We start from the raw sequence: 15,918 nt of genomic DNA, 5'->3' as shown, positions 1-15,918 counted from the left end.
CTACTTCATTGCGGTGGCGGGACGCTCGACGGGGACCACCGGCCCGGTATGGACGGAGGGAGGGGTGGTGCCGGGCAACGCAATCCGGGGGACGTCCGGGGTGCCCAGCTGTCCGGCCAACCACGGCAGTGCGGACGCGAAGACCCGGTCCGCGAACGGCCAGTCGTGCTTGCCCGGCTGGGGGAGGACGGCGCAGTCGATGCCGTGATCACGGCCGAGCGCGCACAGCGAATACGCGGCCGCCGTCTGGTTGCTCGGGTTGGCGTCGGCGTCGCGGCTGGCCAGACGTATCGAGCCGGCATCCGCGATCGCGAAGTTGCGCCGCGGCGCCGGCGGGGCGTCCGAGGAGATCGCGAACCATCCGGCCACGTCGGTGTAGTGGCCGTGCCGGGTGATCACGGTGGTCGGATCGAATGCCGCCCATGCGGTCGCGTTTCCGCCGAACAGCCTGGCGATGGTCTGCGCCTTGGTCCCCGCATTCGGGAAGAAGTCACCGGCGACGTCGACGAAGGCGCTGAACATTTCGGGGTGCATGACGGTCAGATCCACGGCGCACGTCCCGCCCATCGACCAGCCCACGATGCCCCAGTTGGACCGCGCGGGGCTGACGCCGAAGTTCGAGACCATATACGGCACAACGTCTTTGGTAAGGTGATCGGCCGCGTTACCGCGAACCCCGTTGACGCATTCGGTGTCGTTGTTGAAGGCGCCGCCGGAGTCCACGAATACCAGCACCGGGGCTTTGCCGTGATGGGTGGCCGCGAAGTCGTCGATCGTCTTGATCGCGTTGCCGGCGCGCGTCCAGTCCGCGGGGGTGTTGAACTGCCCGCCGATCATCATGACGGTCGGCAGCTGCGGCGGGGGGTTACTGGCGAACCACTCGGGCGGCAGATAGACGAGTTCCCCGCGGTGCTTGAAATGTGAGGCGTCGGACGGGATCACGACCGGGACCACGCTCCCGTGCGTGGGCCGGTTTCCCTTGCTCGCCATCGCGGCGACGGTGGCCTTGTCGGTTTGATCGGGCAGCGGACCGGAGGTGAGCTGGTTCCATGCGGACTGCACGGTGGGGAAGTAGCCCACCCACAGGTTGAGCACCAGCGCCGCGCTGAGCAGGCACAGCGGCACGGCCATGACTGCTGCGCCGCGCCGCCAGCGGTGCGCGCTGCGCCAGCCCAGGATCAGCACCGCCGCGGCCATGCCCGTCAACGCGATCCAAAGCCAGAGCGCCGCGGGTGCGGGTTCGTCGGAGAGGCCCCGGTCGACGATGTACCAGTGCGTCGCGTAGGCCGTGACGCCGCCGGCCAAGCCGGCCGCCGGCAGCCACACGGTTCGCCAGCGCCGGGAGCGCCAGCCGATGGCCAACGCCAGTACGACTCCGGCAGCGAGCTGGATCGTGAGGGGAACCCAGCCATGCATCAACGAGGTGTGGCTGGTTGCGAGCAACTGCGCCATGGCATGGGGCGTCGACGCGGTCACGGATCCATTGTGAGTGATCGTTAACCTTCCCGGAACACATTCACCGAATGTTCGCCGTGCGCTCGCCGCCGTCGCCGGCGCCGACTAGTGGGGCTTGGCCAGCGGAAATGGCAGGGTCTCGCGGATGCTGCGGCCGGTTATGAGCATGACGAGGCGATCGATGCCCATCCCGAGCCCGCCGGTGGGTGGCATCGCGTATTCCATCGCCTGCAGGAAGTCCTCGTCCAGCTCCATCGCCTCGGGATCGCCGCCGGCCGCCAACAGCGACTGCTCGTGCAGGCGGCGCCGCTGTTCCACCGGGTCGGTGAGTTCGCTGTACGCGGTGCCCAGCTCGACACCCCACGCCACCAGGTCCCACCGCTCGGCGACGCCGCGCCGACTGCGGTGGGGGCGGGTCAGCGGCGACACGGACGTCGGAAAGTCGATATAGAACGTCGGCCGCTCGGTCCGGTCCTCGACGAGGTGCTCGTAGAGCTCCAGCACCACCGCGCCGGCGTCCCACTGGGCCCGGTAGGGAATGTGCGCCGCATCGGCCAGCTTGCGCAGCGCGATCAGCGAGGTCTCGGGGTCGACGCGTTCGCCGAGGGCTTCGGATACCGCGTCGTGCACGGTTTTCACCGGCCACACGCCCGAAATGTCGACGGGCTCAACGTCGGCGGCGTCGGGCCCGGGGTCCGTGCGGGGCCGCCACACTGTCTGCTCCCCGTTGGCGGCCTGGGCCGCGTTCTGGATGAGCTCGCGGCACCCGTCGATCCACGTCAGGTAGTCGGCGTGCGCCTGGTAGGCCTCCAGCAGGGTGAACTCCGGGTTGTGGCTGAAGTCCACCCCCTCGTTGCGGAACGCCCGGCCCAGTTCGAACACTCGCTCCACGCCGCCGACGCACAGCCGCTTCAGGTACAGCTCCGGCGCGATGCGCAAGAACAGGTCCATGTCGTAGGTGTTGATGTGCGTGACGAACGGGCGGGCCGTGGCTCCGCCGTGGATCTGCTGCAGGATCGGGGTCTCGACTTCGATGAACCCCTTGGCGAACAGCGTCTCGCGGATCGAACGCAACACGCTGCTCCGGGCGGTGATCAAACCACGCGACTCGCTATTGACGGCCAGGTCGACGTAGCGGGTCCGCACTCGTGCCTCGGGGTCGGTCAGTCCTTTCCATTTATTCGGCAACGGCCGCAGGCACTTGCCGATCATCCGCCAGTCGCGCACGATCAGCGAGCGCGTCCCGTTCTTCGAAAAACCCATGTGCCCGGTCATCTCGACCAGGTCGCCCAGATCGATGGCCGCGTGGAAATCGGCGGTGCGGCCGCACTCCAGACGTGAATTGTCCAGCAGCACTTGCATTTCGCCCGACCAGTCACGCAACTGGGCGAACAGGACACCGCCGAAATCGCGGATCCGCAATATCCGGCCGGACACCGAGACGGCGTCCTGGTCGCCGGCGTCCAGCGCCTGCGCGACGCTGTGAGTTGGCGGGGAGCCGACGGGGTAGGCGTCAATGCCGGTGCGGCGCAGCGTCTTCAGCTTGGTCATGCGCACCCGCACCTGCTCGGGCAGGCGGGACCTGAACTCGTCCTCGTCTTCGTCGATGCCCTCGTCGCTTCTGAGCCCGCTGACATCCGGGGCCGACCCGTCGTGGTGCAGCAACCCCGATTCCGCCAGCCGGGCAGGTACCGCGGGGTGGTGTCCGGTGTGCAGCTTGTCGCGCCGCCTGAACGGCAGCACGAGGAAACCCTCGGCGATGACCGACGCGACGCCCACCCGGGGGATCAACCGGGCGTCTTCGTAGCAGGCATAGCGGGGCACCCACTCGGGTTGGTATTTCATGTTCGAGCGGTACAACGTCTCCAGCTGCCACCACCGCGAGAAGAAGATCAATAGCCCGCGCCACAGCCGGGCGATCGGACCGGCGCCGAGTTGGGCACCTTGCTCGAACGCTGACCGGAACATCGCGAAGTTCAGCGAAATGCGGGAAATACCAAGGGTTTCGGCGTTCAGGGCGAGATCGCTGACCATCAGCTCGATGGTGCCGTTGGGAGATTGCGGAGAGCGCCGCATCAGATCCAGGGAGACGCCGGTGGTTCCCCAGGGGACCAGCGACAGCATGGCGACCACTTGGCCGTGCGGGTCGATCGCCTCGACCAGCAGGCAGTCCCCGTCGGCCGGATCGCCCAGCCGGCCCAGCGCCATGGAAAAGCCTCGCTCGGTTTGGGTGTCGCGCCAGGAGTCGGCGCGCGAGATGGTGTCCGTCATCTCCTCGGGGGAGATGTCGCGGTGCCGCCGGATGCGCACCGTCAGCCCGGCCCTGCGGGCCCGCGTCACGGCCTGGCGGACCCCGCGCATGTCCGGGCCGGACAGTTTGAATTCGGAGGTCCGCAGAATCGCCTCGTCGCCCAGCTCGAGCGCGTTGAGGCCGGCCTCCCGATACACCTGCGCGCCTTGCGAACTGGCGCCCATGACACCGGGCGCCCAGCCGTAGGTCTGGCACAGACCCAACCACGCATCCACGGCCTGCCGCCAGGCGCGCGGGTCGCCCACCGGGTCGCCGCTGGCGAGGCAGACACCGATTTCGACGCGATAGGTGATGGCCGCGCGGCCGCTGTGCGCGAACACCACCGACTTGTCGCGACGGGTCGCGAAGTAGCCCAGGGAGTCGTTTTTGCCCCACAGCTCCAGCAGGCCGCGGATGGCCGACTCGTCCTCACCCGTCAGCGCGTTGTCGGCGCGCTGGGACTGGAACAGCACGATCGTCGCGGCGATCAACGCGAGCGCGCCGAACAACCCGAAGATCGCGTTCATCAGCACGTGCGGCCTGCCGGTGAACAGGGTGGGGTCCGCGAGGGCGAAGCCGACCACCCGGTTGGCCACGTAGGGCAGGCGGTCTTGCCGCGCAAGCGATCCGGGGAACAGCTCGACGAGACCCCAGGACAGCAGGATGCCGATGACGTCGCCGACGACCAGCACCGCGGCCGCCTTGAACAGCGCGGCCTTGCGGACCTTGGCCCAGAACTCCCGATAGCCCAAAACCAGCAGGACGATCGCAACGACGTGCACGGCGAACCCGAGGTTCTCGCCGAAGGTCTCGGCGGCGGTGTTGTCGCCCGCCGCGATGTCGGCGGCATTCCAGAACGCGGCGAGGATCATCTGGCCGAGCAGTAGCAGCCAGGCGATGCGTTTGCGCGCGGTCAGGGCCGCCGCCAGCAAGGCCAGCACGAACGACCAGGCGAGGCTGGTGTCCGGGAAGTTGAACAGGTAGTCGTTGATGAACTCGCGCGGGACCTTGATCAGCCAGCGGAACAGTGGCGACACGCTGCCCACCAGCGACAGGGTGGCGATGACGCCAACGGTCCAGCCAGCCGCCGCCGGTACCCAGTGATACCGGGAGCGCGACCGGCTGCCAGACCGAGGGCCCGAGCCAGCAGAAGCGAGTGTCACAGACCGCGAGGATATTCCCTCTACCCGTGAAATGCCTCGTGATGCGAAAGAGTTTGTCGGCCGCGTCGCCGGACTCGCGAGTGCTGGCGGGCGGCTCACGGCTGCTAGACTGTCCGTCGCGACCATCCCGGCGAAAGCCAGGACAGTTAAGTGGAGTCCCACTCCCACCGCTAGCCACGAGAAGGTTTCCGTCTCGGTCACGGCGACACGGTCCGGTCACGGGCATTGCATAATGCCTGCTCCGCGCATGGCGGGGGCGGCTTGACCCACGGATCAAGCCGCGATCGGTCGGCATTGGGCCCTGCTTGTGCAGGGCCTTTTTGCTGGTGGCGTGGTGTTTCCACCGCTGACTTCGGACGGGCCCAGGCACTGGTCGTGATTGGACGACCACAAGCCCAACAAGGGAGGCCCCATCAGCACTGAGACCCGCGTCAACGAGCGCATTCGCGTACCTGAAGTCCGATTGATTGGCCCAGGGGGGGAGCAGGTAGGCATCGTGCGTATCGAAGACGCACTGCGCGTCGCCGCAGACGCCGATCTCGACCTTGTCGAAGTCGCCCCGAACGCCAGACCCCCGGTCTGCAAGATCATGGACTACGGCAAGTACAAGTACGAGGCGGCGCAGAAGGCGCGCGAATCCCGCCGGAACCAGCAGCAGACCGTCGTCAAAGAGCAAAAGCTTCGACCCAAGATCGACGATCACGACTACGAGACCAAGAAGGGCCACGTGGTCCGCTTCCTGGAAGCGGGATCGAAGGTAAAGGTCACCATCATGTTCCGCGGACGTGAGCAGTCGCGGCCCGAGCTGGGCTACCGATTGCTGCAGCGGCTGGGCGCGGACGTCGCCGACTACGGCTTCGTCGAGACGTCGGCCAAGCAGGACGGCCGCAACATGACGATGGTGCTGGCACCGCACCGCGGCGCGAAGACACGCGCCAGGGCGCGTCACCCCGAAGGACCCGAGGCCGCGCCCGCGGCCGATCCGAATACCGCAGAACAGCAGAACTAGAACCAGAGGAAATATGCCCAAGGCCAAGACCCACAGCGGGGCTTCCAAGCGGTTCCGGCGCACCGGGACCGGAAAGATCGTCCGGCAAAAAGCCAATCGCCGGCATCTGCTCGAGCACAAGCCCACCAAGCGGACCCGGCGGCTGGACGGCCGCACCACGGTTTCAGCCAATGACACCAAGCGCATCAACGCTTTGTTGAACGGCTGACCCTGACCATTTACGTCTGAACGAGAGTAGGAACATCCATGGCACGCGTGAAGCGGGCGGTCAACGCCCACAAGAAGAGGCGCAGCGTTCTGAAGGCCTCGAAGGGCTATCGCGGCCAGCGATCCCGGCTCTATCGCAAAGCCAAAGAGCAGCAGCTGCATTCGCTGAACTACGCCTACCGCGACCGCCGCGCGCGCAAGGGCGAATTCCGCAAATTGTGGATCTCGCGGATCAACGCCGCCGCGCGCGCCAATGACATCACCTACAACCGGCTGATCCAGGGTCTCAAGGCCGCGGGTGTGGAAGTGGACCGCAAGAACCTCGCCGATATCGCGATCGCCGACCCGGCGGCGTTCACCGCGCTCGTCGACGTCGCCCGGGCGGCGCTGCCCGAGGACGTCAACGCCCCCTCGGGAGAGGCTGCCTGAGTTCCCGTTCGCGGCAGGTCGTTTCGGTGCTGACCGAACGCTCCGCGAGGGTGTCCGCGGCGGTCAAACTGCATCGCCACGTCGGCCGGCGGCGGGCGGGGAAATTTCTCGCCGAAGGCCCCAATCTGGTCGAGGCCGCGTCGCTGCGCGGACTGGTCCGGGAGGTATTCGTCACCGAGTCGGCGGCGCGGCGCCATGGGGCGCTGCTCGCCAAGCAACAGGCGCCCGTTCACCTGGTGACCGAGCGTGCCGCAAAAGCCTTGTCCGACACCGTCACTCCCGCGGGGATGGTGGCGGTGTGTGAGGTCCCTGCCATCGGGCTCGAGGACGCGGTGGCCGACGACCCCCGGCTGGTCGCGGTTGCCGTCGAGATCAGCGAGCCGGGCAATGCGGGCACGGTGATACGCATCGCCGACGCCATGGGCGCCGCGGCCGTGATCTTGGGCGGGCACAGCGTCGACCCGTACAACGGCAAGTGCTTGCGCGCGTCCGCCGGCAGCATTTTCGCGATCCCGGTCGTCACCGCGCCCGACGTCCACGCCGTCCTCACGGCGCTGCGCGCCGCCGGGCTGCAGGTGCTGGCGACCACGATCGACGGCGAAACCCGTCTCGACGAGGCCGGAGAACTGCTCGGCACGCCGACGGCCTGGCTGTTCGGGCCCGAATCGCACGGTCTGCCAGCCGAAATCGCCGACGGGGCCGATCACCGGGTGTGCATCCCGATGTCCGGCGGCGCGGAGAGCCTGAACGTGGCCGCGGCCGCGGCGATCTGTCTCTACCAGAGCGCGCGGGCCCTGGCCGTGCCGACGCGTCCTTAGGCGCGCTTTCTACGCTGCCTTTCCGCGGCCCCTAGCCGGGCGCATGCCGGCCAGCGAGAGCGTGGTGTGCACCAGCGACCCGGCGCGCTCCATCAGCGACTTGCGCGGCGGGAAGTAGTGCATCGGCAGTCCGCGGCGATCACGCGGCGGCGCCACGAATTCCGGTGCCTCGACCAACGGCGCGTCACCCGGAATCCTCCCCTGGGCGCGCCGGTAGGCGGCCAGCGCGCGCGGGTGCAAGCGGATCTCGTCGGGGACGGCCAGGAAGGCCAGCTCGACCATCTTGCCGAAGATGCGCAACAACACCTCGTCGCCCGGCGTCCAGCGCATGCCCGCCTTCTCGCGCACCGCGGGCTCGAACAGACCCGCCGCGATCCAGCGCTGACCGGCCACCAACGGCCTGAACAATTGATCCCAGATCGGCGTCGGCATCAGGATGAACTTCGGCTTGGGGATGCGAATCTGGAAGATGTCCAGCGTCGCCTGGTTGATTTCCAGCTCCTCGCGGCACACCCGGTCCCAGTACTCCTGGAATTCCTCCCAGGATTTCGGCACCGGCCGCATGCTCATCCCGTACATCCGGTACCACCGGACATGCTCGTCGAACAGCTGCCGCTTCTCCGCCTCGGTCAAGCCCCCGCAGAAGTACTCGGCCACCTTGATGACGAGCATGAAGAACGTGGCGTGCGCCCAGTAGAAGGTCTCCGGGTTCAGGGCGTGGTAGCGGCGGCCCGCGGTGTCGGTCCCCTTGATGGTGTCGTGGTAGCGCTTGATCTGCTCACCGGTCTGCGCGGCCCGCTCGCCGTCGTAGACGACGCCCATGATGGGGTACACCGACCGGGTCACGCGCTGCAGCGGCTCGCGCAGCAGGATCGAGTGCTCCTCGACCCCCGCGCCGAGTTCCGGATACATGTTCTGGATAGCCCCGATCCAGATGCCCATCATCCCGGTGCGCAAATCGCCAAAGTACTTCCAGGTGAGGGAATCTGGCCCGAGCGGATCAGCGGACGCAGTCGACGCGGCAGTCATCACGGCCTCCTAGTACTACCTGCGCTCACGATAACTTTGACAACGCGTGTTGTCTATGATTTCGGGCCTCGGCGCGGCCGGGTGTTACCGAGTTTCGATGCCGGCGTGGCCGGCCGGTAATCCGGTGTCAATCAGGGCCTTCGATGCGAGATGTGACACAACCGAAGCGGGCGTCATTGCCTGCGTCAGCCGGAACTACTTACCCTGGCCAAGTGGAGCGCGCACCTGGCGATCCGGTCCCGGGTGAGCCCCAGGAAACGGACTCTGAATCGGTGACCACGGCGGCGCCCCCCGATTCGAAACTTCGCTCTCCGGCGCAGTGGTTGCGCACGACCAACCACAGCCCCGGCGTGGTGGCGTTCGTGCGGCGGGCGCGACGGCTGTTGCCCGGCGACCACGAGTTCGGCGACCCGCTGTCCACCGCGGGTGAGGGTGCGCCGCGGGCGGCGGCGCGCGCCGCCGACCGGCTGCTGGGGGATCGCGACGCCGCGTCGCGCGAGCTCAGCCTCGGCGTGCTGCAGGTGTGGCAGGCGCTGACCGAGGCGGTGTCCCGACGGCCGGCCAACCCGGAAGTGACGCTGGTATTCACCGATCTCGTCGGCTTTTCGACGTGGTCGCTGCACGCCGGGGACGACGCGGCGCTCGCCCTGCTGCGGCAGGTGGCGCGGGCGGTCGAACCGCCGCTGCTCGACGCGGGAGGGCACATCGTCAAGCGGATGGGCGACGGGCTGATGGCGGTGTTCGGCGATCCGACGGTCGCCGTGCGGGCCGTGCTGGCCGCCAAGGACGAGCTGAGATCGGTCGACGTGGACGGCTACACGCCGCGGATGCGGGTCGGGATCCACACCGGACGCCCGCAGCGGATGGCCGCCGACTGGCTCGGCGTCGACGTCAACATCGCCGCCCGCGTGATGGAACGGGCCACCAAGGGCGGAATCATGGTGTCGAGTTCGTCACTCGACCGGATACCCCAAACCGCGCTGGACGCGATGGGCGTCGTCGCCAAACGTGCACGTAAACCGGTATTCGCGCCGAAGACCGCCGGCGTCCCCGCGGACCTGGCGATCTATCGCCTGCGGACTCTTAGGGAGTTGACAGCCTCCGATCACACTTCGGAAACAAATTAGCCCGCATAATAGACACCGATGATTGGGGGCATCTTCTCCCGGCTGGCCCGGGTCCGGTTCACCATTGGATACGTGGCGATTCTGCTCGCCATCAGTTGCGCGATCCTGGCGCTCGGCCCGCACGCGCACGACGTGCTCGTTCAGCGCGCCAGCACCAACCTGCACAACCTGGCGCACGGCCATGTGGGCACGCTGCTGGGCAGCGCGCTGGTCGTCGATGCCGGCCCGCTGTACTTCTGGTTGCCGTTCCTGACGTGCCTGCTCGCCCTCGCCGAACTGCATTTGCGCACCATCCGGCTGATCATGGCGTTCGTCGTCGGCCACATCGGCGCGACCCTGGTGGTGGCCGCCGCGCTCGCGGCGTCGGTCGAGTTCGGCTGGCTGCCGATTTCGATCGCCCACGCCAGCGACGTGGGAATGAGCTATGGCGCCCTCGCGGTGCTGGGCGCGATGACGGCGGTGATTCCGTCGCGGTGGCGTGCGGCGTGGGTCGGCTGGTGGGTGGCGGCCGGCGTGGCGTCGGCAATCATCGGTGGTGACTTCACCGACGCCGGGCACACCGTCGCCGTCGTGCTGGGCGTCCTGGTGTCCGCGCGATTCCGCCAGCCAATCCGGTGGACCCCGGTACGCGTCCTGATGCTGGCGGCGTCCTCAGGGTTTGGGTTCCTGATGCTGGCGCATCACTGGGGAACGATGGCCGCCGCGTCGTCGGTCGGCGTCCTGGGCGCCGTAGCGGCCTACGCGGTCGCGCAGTTCGTCGCGCGGCGCGGCGCGCTCGCGCTGGCCGCCGACGCGCCGGCCGGTCTGCAGCCGGCCATGGCGGGCTAAGCGCCCCTCGGCATCTCCTAGCACGCCGAGCGCCGTGCACCGAATCCCCTATGATCGGCATTTGCGCTGGGCGCATCCAGCCGTTCCAACAGCCTCGTCAGCAAGGAGAGTGTCGCCGCGTGGGCGATAAACCCGTCGACCTGTCGCCGGAAGCGTTGACCAATGCGGTCGATGCCGCCCGGCAGGCCATCGCACACGCGGGTGACCTGGAGGCGCTGGCGCTCGTCAAGACCGAGCACCTCGGTGACCGCTCGCCGCTCGCACTAGCGCGACAAGCGTTGGCCGCCTTGCCCAAGGACCGGCGCGCGGACGCCGGCAAGCGCGTCAACACCGCACGCAGCGAGGCCCAGCGCAGCTATGACGAACGGCTGGCGACCCTGCGCGCCGAGCGCGACGCGGCCGTACTGGTCGCCGAGGGCATCGACGTCACGTTGCCGTCGACGCGCCAGCCAACCGGCGCCCGGCACCCGATCACGATATTGGCCGAGCACGTCGCCGACACCTTCATCGCGATGGGATGGGAGCTGGTCGAGGGGCCGGAGGTCGAGACCGAGCAGTTCAACTTCGACGCCCTGAACTTCCCGCCCGACCACCCGGCGCGCAGCGAACAGGACACCTTCTATGTCGCGCCGGAGGGTTCGCGGCAGGTGCTGCGCACGCACACCTCGCCGGTGCAGGTACGCACCCTGCTCGAGCGCGAGCTGCCCGTCTACATCATCTCGATCGGCCGCACGTTCCGTACCGATGAACTCGACGCCACCCATACGCCCGTCTTCTACCAAGTCGAAGGGTTGGCCGTCGACCGCGGCCTGACCATGGCCCACCTGCGGGGAACACTGGACGCGTTCGCGCGCGCGGAGTTCGGTCCCGCGGTGCGCACCCGGTTCCGGCCGCACTTCTTCCCGTTCACCGAACCGTCCGCCGAGTTCGACGTGTGGTTCACCGACAAGAAGGGCGGTGCCGACTGGGTGGAGTGGGGCGGCTGCGGCATGGTGCATCCAAACGAGTTGCGTGCCGCGGGGATCGACCCCGACGTCTACTCCGGCTTCGCGTTCGGGATGGGCCTGGAACGCACGCTGCAGTTCCGCAACGGCATTCCCGACATGCGGGACATGGTCGAGGGGGACGTCCGGTTCTCGTTGCCCTTCGGGGTGGGTGCCTGATGCGCATTCCGTATAGCTGGCTGCGCGAGGTCGTCGCGGAAGGTGCTCCCGGCTGGGACGTCGCCCCCGGCGACCTCGAGCAGACCCTGGTGCGCATCGGCCACGAGGTCGAAGAAGTCGTCACGCTCGGTCCGGTCGACGGACCGCTGACCGTTGGGCGGGTCACCGGCATCGAGGAGCTCACCGAGTTCAAGAAGCCGATCCGGGCGTGTCTCGTCGACGTCGGCGAGGGACAGCCGCGCGATATCGTTTGTGGGGCAACCAATTTCGTCGTCGGCGACCTGGTCGTGGTGGCGCTGCCCGGCACCACGCTGCCCGGCGGGTTCGCCATCAGCGCGCGCAAAACCTACGGTCGCAACTCCGACGGAATGATCTGCTCGACGGCCGAACTCGGGTTGGGCGCAGACCATTCCGGAATCTTGGTGCTGCCACCCGGCACGGCCGAACCCGGGGCCGACGGCGCCGGCGTGCTCGGATTGGACGACGTCATCTTCCACCTGGCCATCACCCCCGACCGCGGCTACTGCATGTCGGTGCGCGGCCTGGCCCGTGAGATCGCCTGCGCCTACGACCTGGACTTCGTCGACCCCGCGGAGGTCAAGCCGCTGCCCGTCGAGGGCGAGGCGTGGCCACTGACGGTGCAGGCCGAAACCGGCGTTCGGCGATTTGCGCTGCGGCCGGTCACCGGCGTCGACCCCGCCGCGGTGTCGCCATGGTGGTTGCAGCGCCGGCTGCTGCTCTGCGGCATCCGCGCGACCTCCCCGGCCGTCGACGCCACCAACTACGTGATGCTGGAACTGGGCCACCCCATGCACGCCCACGACCGCAACCGCATCAGCGGCGGCCTCGGCGTGCGGTTCGCCCGGCCCGGCGAGACGGTCGTCACCCTCGATGACGTCGAGCGCAAGCTCGATCCGGTCGACGTCCTCATCGTCGATGACGCGGCCACGGCGGCGATCGGCGGAGTGATGGGTGCGGCCAGCACCGAGGTGCGCGCCGATTCCACCGACGTGCTGCTGGAGGCCGCGGTATGGGACCCGGCCGCGGTGTCGCGCACCCAGCGGCGGCTGCACCTGCCCAGCGAGGCCGCCCGTCGTTATGAGCGCGCCGTGGACCCGGCCATTTCGGTGGCCGCGCTGGACCGGTGTGCCGCACTGCTCGCCGACATCACCGGAGGAGCGGTGTCCCCGACCCTGACCGATTGGCGTGGTGACCCGCCGCGTGACGACTGGTCCCTGCCGCCGATCCGGATAGCCGTCGACCTGCCGGACCGCGTCGCGGGCGTCGCCTATGCCCCGGGCACGACCGCCTGGCGGCTGGCCCAGATCGGCGCTTTGGTCGTGGAAGAAGTCGCCGAAGATGGCGGCATGTTGACCGTGACCCCGCCGAGTTGGCGACCCGATCTCGTGCAGCCCGCCGACCTGGTGGAGGAGGTGCTGCGGCTGGAGGGCCTCGAGGACATCCCGTCGGTGCTGCCGTCGGCGCCCGCGGGGCGGGGACTAACCGCGGTGCAGAAGCGCCGCCGCGCCATCGGCAAGTCGCTCGCGCAATCCGGCTACGTTGAGGTCCTGCCGACACCCTTTCTGCCCGCCGGCGTGTTCGACCTCTGGGGCCTGCCCGCAGACGACCCGCGGCGCAACACCACCCGTGTGCTCAATCCGCTGGAAGCGGATCGCCCGGAGCTCGCCACTACGCTGCTGCCCGGTCTGCTGGAAGCGTTGGGGCGCAACGTGTCCCGCGGTCTCGTCGACGCCGCGCTGTTCGCCATCGCCCAGGTGGTGCAGCCGACCGAGCAGACTCGCGGCGTCGAGCTCATCCCCGTGGACCGCCGCCCGACCGAAGCCGAGATCGCGATGCTGGACGCGTCGTTGCCCCGGCAACCGCAGCACGTCGCCGTCGTGCTGGCCGGTCTGCGTGAACCACGCGGCCCGTGGGGCCCCGGGCGCGCCGCGGATGCCACCGATGCGTTCGAGGCGGTGCGAATCATCGCGCGCGCCAGCGGAGTTGACGTGAGCCTGCGGGCGGCCCAATGTCTGCCCTGGCATCCGGGCCGCTGCGCCGAGGTGCTCGTCGGGGAGACCCGCGTCGGTCACGCGGGCCAGCTGCATCCCGCCGTGATCGAGCGCTCGGGGCTGCCGAAGGGCACCTGCGCGCTGGAGCTGAACCTCGATGCGATTCCGATCGTCGAGGCATTGCCGGCCCCCAGGGTGTCGCCGTTCCCGGCGGTGTTTCAGGACGTCAGCCTGGTGGTGTCGGCCGACGTGCCGGCCCAGGCGGTGGCCGATGCCGTGCGCGAGGGGGCGGGCGAGCTGCTGGAGGACATTCAGCTGTTCGACGTGTTCACCGGCCCGCAGATCGGTGAGCTTCGCAAGTCGCTGACGTTCGCGCTGCGCTTCCGCGCGCCGGATCGCACGCTGACCGAGGACGACGCCAGCGCCGCGCGCGACGCCGCCGTGCGGCGCGCCGCCGAGGCCGTGGGCGCCGAACTACGCATGTAGCATTGATTTGCAAACTAATGCATAACCATGCAAAATGGTCGAAATGGCCGACGTTCTCAAGGTGGCGGTTGCCGGTGCCAGCGGCTACGCGGGTGGCGAGATCCTCCGCCTGCTGCTCGGGCATCCCGCCTACGCCGACGGCCGGCTCACGATCGGTTCGGTGACCGCCGCCGCCAGCGCCGGCAGCGCGCTGGGCGAGCACCATCCGCACCTGACGCCGCTGGCGCAGCGGGTGGTCGAGCCCACCGGGCTCGCCGTCCTGAGCGGCCATGACGTCGTGTTCCTCGCGCTTCCGCACGGGCATTCGGCGGCGCTGGCCGAACAGCTCGGCCCCGGCACCCTGATCGTCGACTGCGGCGCGGACTTCCGGCTCGGCGACGCCGTCACGTGGGAGCGGTTCTACGGGTCCCCGCACGCCGGCAGCTGGCCCTACGGGCTGCCGGAGCTGCCCGGGGCGCGGGAGCGGCTGCGCGGCGCCCGCCGCATCGCGGTGCCGGGGTGCTATCCCACCGCGGCGCTGCTGGCGCTGTTGCCCGCGGTGGCCGAGGACCTCGTCGAACCCGCCGTCACCGTGGTCGCCGTCAGCGGCACCTCGGGGGCCGGTCGCGCGGCCAAGACCGACCTGCTCGGCTCCGAGGTCATCGGGTCGGCGCGGGCCTACAACATCGCCGGCGCCCACCGGCACACGCCCGAGATCGCGCAGGGGCTGCGGGCCGTCACCGATCGCGACGTCACGGTGTCGTTCACACCGGTGCTCATCCCGATGTCACGCGGCATCCTGGCCACCTGCACCGCGCGCACCCGCTCCCCGCTTTCACAACTGCGCGCCGCCTACGAAAAGGCTTATGACGCAGAGCCTTTCGTCCATTTCCTGCCGGACGGCCAGTTGCCCCGCACCGGGTCGGTCATCGGCAGCAACGCGGCCCACATCGCCGTCGCGGTGGACGAGGCCGCCGAGACGTTCGTCGCGATCGCCGCGATCGACAACCTGGTCAAGGGCACGGCCGGTGCCGCCGTGCAGTCGATGAACCTGGCGCTGGGTTGGCCTGAGGCCGAAGGCCTTTCGGTGGTCGGAGTGGCGCCGTGACCTCCACGACCGCCGAGGCGCGGCTGCTGCGTGAGCAGGGCGTCACCGCCCCGGCCGGGTTCCGCGCCGCCGGCATTGCCGCCGGGATCAAGGCATCGGGCGCCCGTGACCTCGCCCTCGTCTTCAACGAAGGGCCCGACTACGCCGCCGCCGGGGTGTTCACCCGCAACCGGGTCAAGGCCGCGCCGGTGCTCTGGACCCAGCAGGTGCTGACCACCGGAGCGCTGCGCGCGGTGATCCTCAACTCCGGCGGGGCGAACGCCTGCACCGGGCCCGGCGGGTTCCAGGACGCCCACGCCACCGCGGAGGCGGTGGCCGCGGCGCTGTCGGACTGGGGAACCGAGACCGGGGCCATCGAGGTCGGGGTCTGCTCCACCGGGCTGATCGGCGACCGGCTGCCAATGGACAAGGTGCTGGCCGGGGTTCGCGAGATCGTGCACGAGATGGCCGGCGGGCTGACCGGCGGGGACGACGCCGCGCACGCCATCATGACCACCGACACCGTGGCCAAACAGGTTGCGCTGCATCATCGGAACAACTGGACGGTCGGCGGGATGGCCAAGGGTGCGGGCATGCTCGCGCCGTCGCTGGCCACCATGCTGTGCGTGCTGAGCACCGACGCGGTCGCCGACGCGGCAGCGCTCGACGCCGCGCTGCGCGGCGCCGCCGCCCGCACGTTCGACCGACTCGACATCGACGGCTGCTGTTCCACCAACGACACCGTGCTGCTGCTGGCGTCGGGCGCCAGCGGGATCGCGCCGCCGCAGGCCGATCTCGACGAGGCGGTGCTGCGGGTCTGCGACGACCTGTGCGCA

At 69.1% G+C, this 15,918-nt stretch carries 13 protein-coding genes; 10 read left to right on the top strand and 3 right to left on the bottom strand.

The features are described from left to right. On the bottom strand, positions 1–1,494 hold the full coding sequence (locus tag A5736_RS06475; protein ID WP_371328364.1) for an alpha/beta hydrolase: 1,494 nt from the start codon (positions 1,492–1,494) through the stop codon (positions 1–3). Positions 1,495–1,560: 66 nt separating this feature from the next. After that, positions 1,561–4,908 (bottom strand): bifunctional lysylphosphatidylglycerol synthetase/lysine--tRNA ligase LysX, encoded by a 3,348-nt coding sequence (gene lysX / locus A5736_RS06470; RefSeq protein ID WP_083667205.1) that lies wholly within the window; start codon positions 4,906–4,908, stop codon positions 1,561–1,563. 412 nt (positions 4,909–5,320) lie between these two features. On the opposite strand from lysX, the gene infC reads away from it, so the two are divergent. From infC to A5736_RS06450, 4 genes are read left to right on the top strand one after another with little or no spacing between them, the layout of a single operon-like run. Beyond that, positions 5,321–5,917, top strand: a complete 597-nt coding sequence (gene infC, locus A5736_RS06465; RefSeq protein ID WP_076126108.1) for a translation initiation factor IF-3 — start codon at positions 5,321–5,323, stop codon at positions 5,915–5,917. 13 nt (positions 5,918–5,930) lie between these two features. Beyond that, positions 5,931–6,125, top strand: a complete 195-nt coding sequence (gene rpmI, locus A5736_RS06460; protein WP_076058850.1) for a 50S ribosomal protein L35 — start codon at positions 5,931–5,933, stop codon at positions 6,123–6,125. Between the two features lie 38 nt (positions 6,126–6,163). Further along, on the top strand, positions 6,164–6,553 hold the full coding sequence (gene rplT / locus A5736_RS06455; RefSeq protein WP_076058852.1) for a 50S ribosomal protein L20: 390 nt from the start codon (positions 6,164–6,166) through the stop codon (positions 6,551–6,553). Positions 6,554–6,579: 26 nt separating this feature from the next. Further along, positions 6,580–7,371 carry an RNA methyltransferase gene (locus A5736_RS06450; protein ID WP_076245173.1) on the top strand — a complete coding sequence of 264 codons (792 nt, stop codon included), beginning with the start codon at positions 6,580–6,582 and terminating at the stop codon, positions 7,369–7,371. A 9-nt stretch (positions 7,372–7,380) separates the two neighbouring features. Here A5736_RS06450 and A5736_RS06445 read toward each other — a convergent pair whose 3' ends face one another. Then, on the bottom strand, positions 7,381–8,400 hold the full coding sequence (locus tag A5736_RS06445; protein ID WP_076126050.1) for an oxygenase MpaB family protein: 1,020 nt from the start codon (positions 8,398–8,400) through the stop codon (positions 7,381–7,383). Between the two features lie 212 nt (positions 8,401–8,612). On the opposite strand from A5736_RS06445, the gene A5736_RS06440 reads away from it, so the two are divergent. The 6 genes from A5736_RS06440 to A5736_RS06415 all read left to right on the top strand — a co-directional run. Beyond that, the gene (locus A5736_RS06440; protein ID WP_369805116.1) at positions 8,613–9,527 is read left to right on the top strand and encodes an adenylate/guanylate cyclase domain-containing protein; all 915 of its coding nucleotides are present in this window, start codon (positions 8,613–8,615) and stop codon (positions 9,525–9,527) included. An 18-nt stretch (positions 9,528–9,545) separates the two neighbouring features. After that, the gene (locus tag A5736_RS06435) at positions 9,546–10,355 is read left to right on the top strand and encodes a rhomboid-like protein (protein ID WP_076245171.1); all 810 of its coding nucleotides are present in this window, start codon (positions 9,546–9,548) and stop codon (positions 10,353–10,355) included. A 119-nt stretch (positions 10,356–10,474) separates the two neighbouring features. Further along, positions 10,475–11,518 (top strand): phenylalanine--tRNA ligase subunit alpha, encoded by a 1,044-nt coding sequence (gene pheS, locus A5736_RS06430; RefSeq protein WP_076245169.1) that lies wholly within the window; start codon positions 10,475–10,477, stop codon positions 11,516–11,518. Continuing rightward, complete coding sequence (gene pheT, locus A5736_RS06425) at positions 11,518–14,016, top strand: phenylalanine--tRNA ligase subunit beta (RefSeq protein WP_076245167.1); 2,499 nt, start codon at positions 11,518–11,520, stop codon at positions 14,014–14,016. The genes pheS and pheT overlap by 1 nt, the downstream gene beginning before the upstream one ends. A gap of 43 nt (positions 14,017–14,059) precedes the next feature. Continuing rightward, positions 14,060–15,103, top strand: coding sequence for an N-acetyl-gamma-glutamyl-phosphate reductase (argC, locus tag A5736_RS06420; RefSeq protein WP_076245198.1), 1,044 nt, complete (start codon positions 14,060–14,062; stop codon positions 15,101–15,103). Next, positions 15,100–15,918 (top strand): bifunctional ornithine acetyltransferase/N-acetylglutamate synthase (locus tag A5736_RS06415; protein WP_076245165.1); only part of this gene is annotated, 819 nt, incomplete at its 3' end. The genes argC and A5736_RS06415, both read left to right, overlap by 4 nt.

The sequence above is a fragment of the Mycobacterium sp. SP-6446 genome (genome assembly GCF_001954045.1).
In the GTDB taxonomy this organism is placed as follows: domain Bacteria; phylum Actinomycetota; class Actinomycetes; order Mycobacteriales; family Mycobacteriaceae; genus Mycobacterium.
The sequence above is the reverse complement of the archived record's forward strand: the minus strand, read 5'-3'. Positions and strand labels throughout refer to the sequence as shown.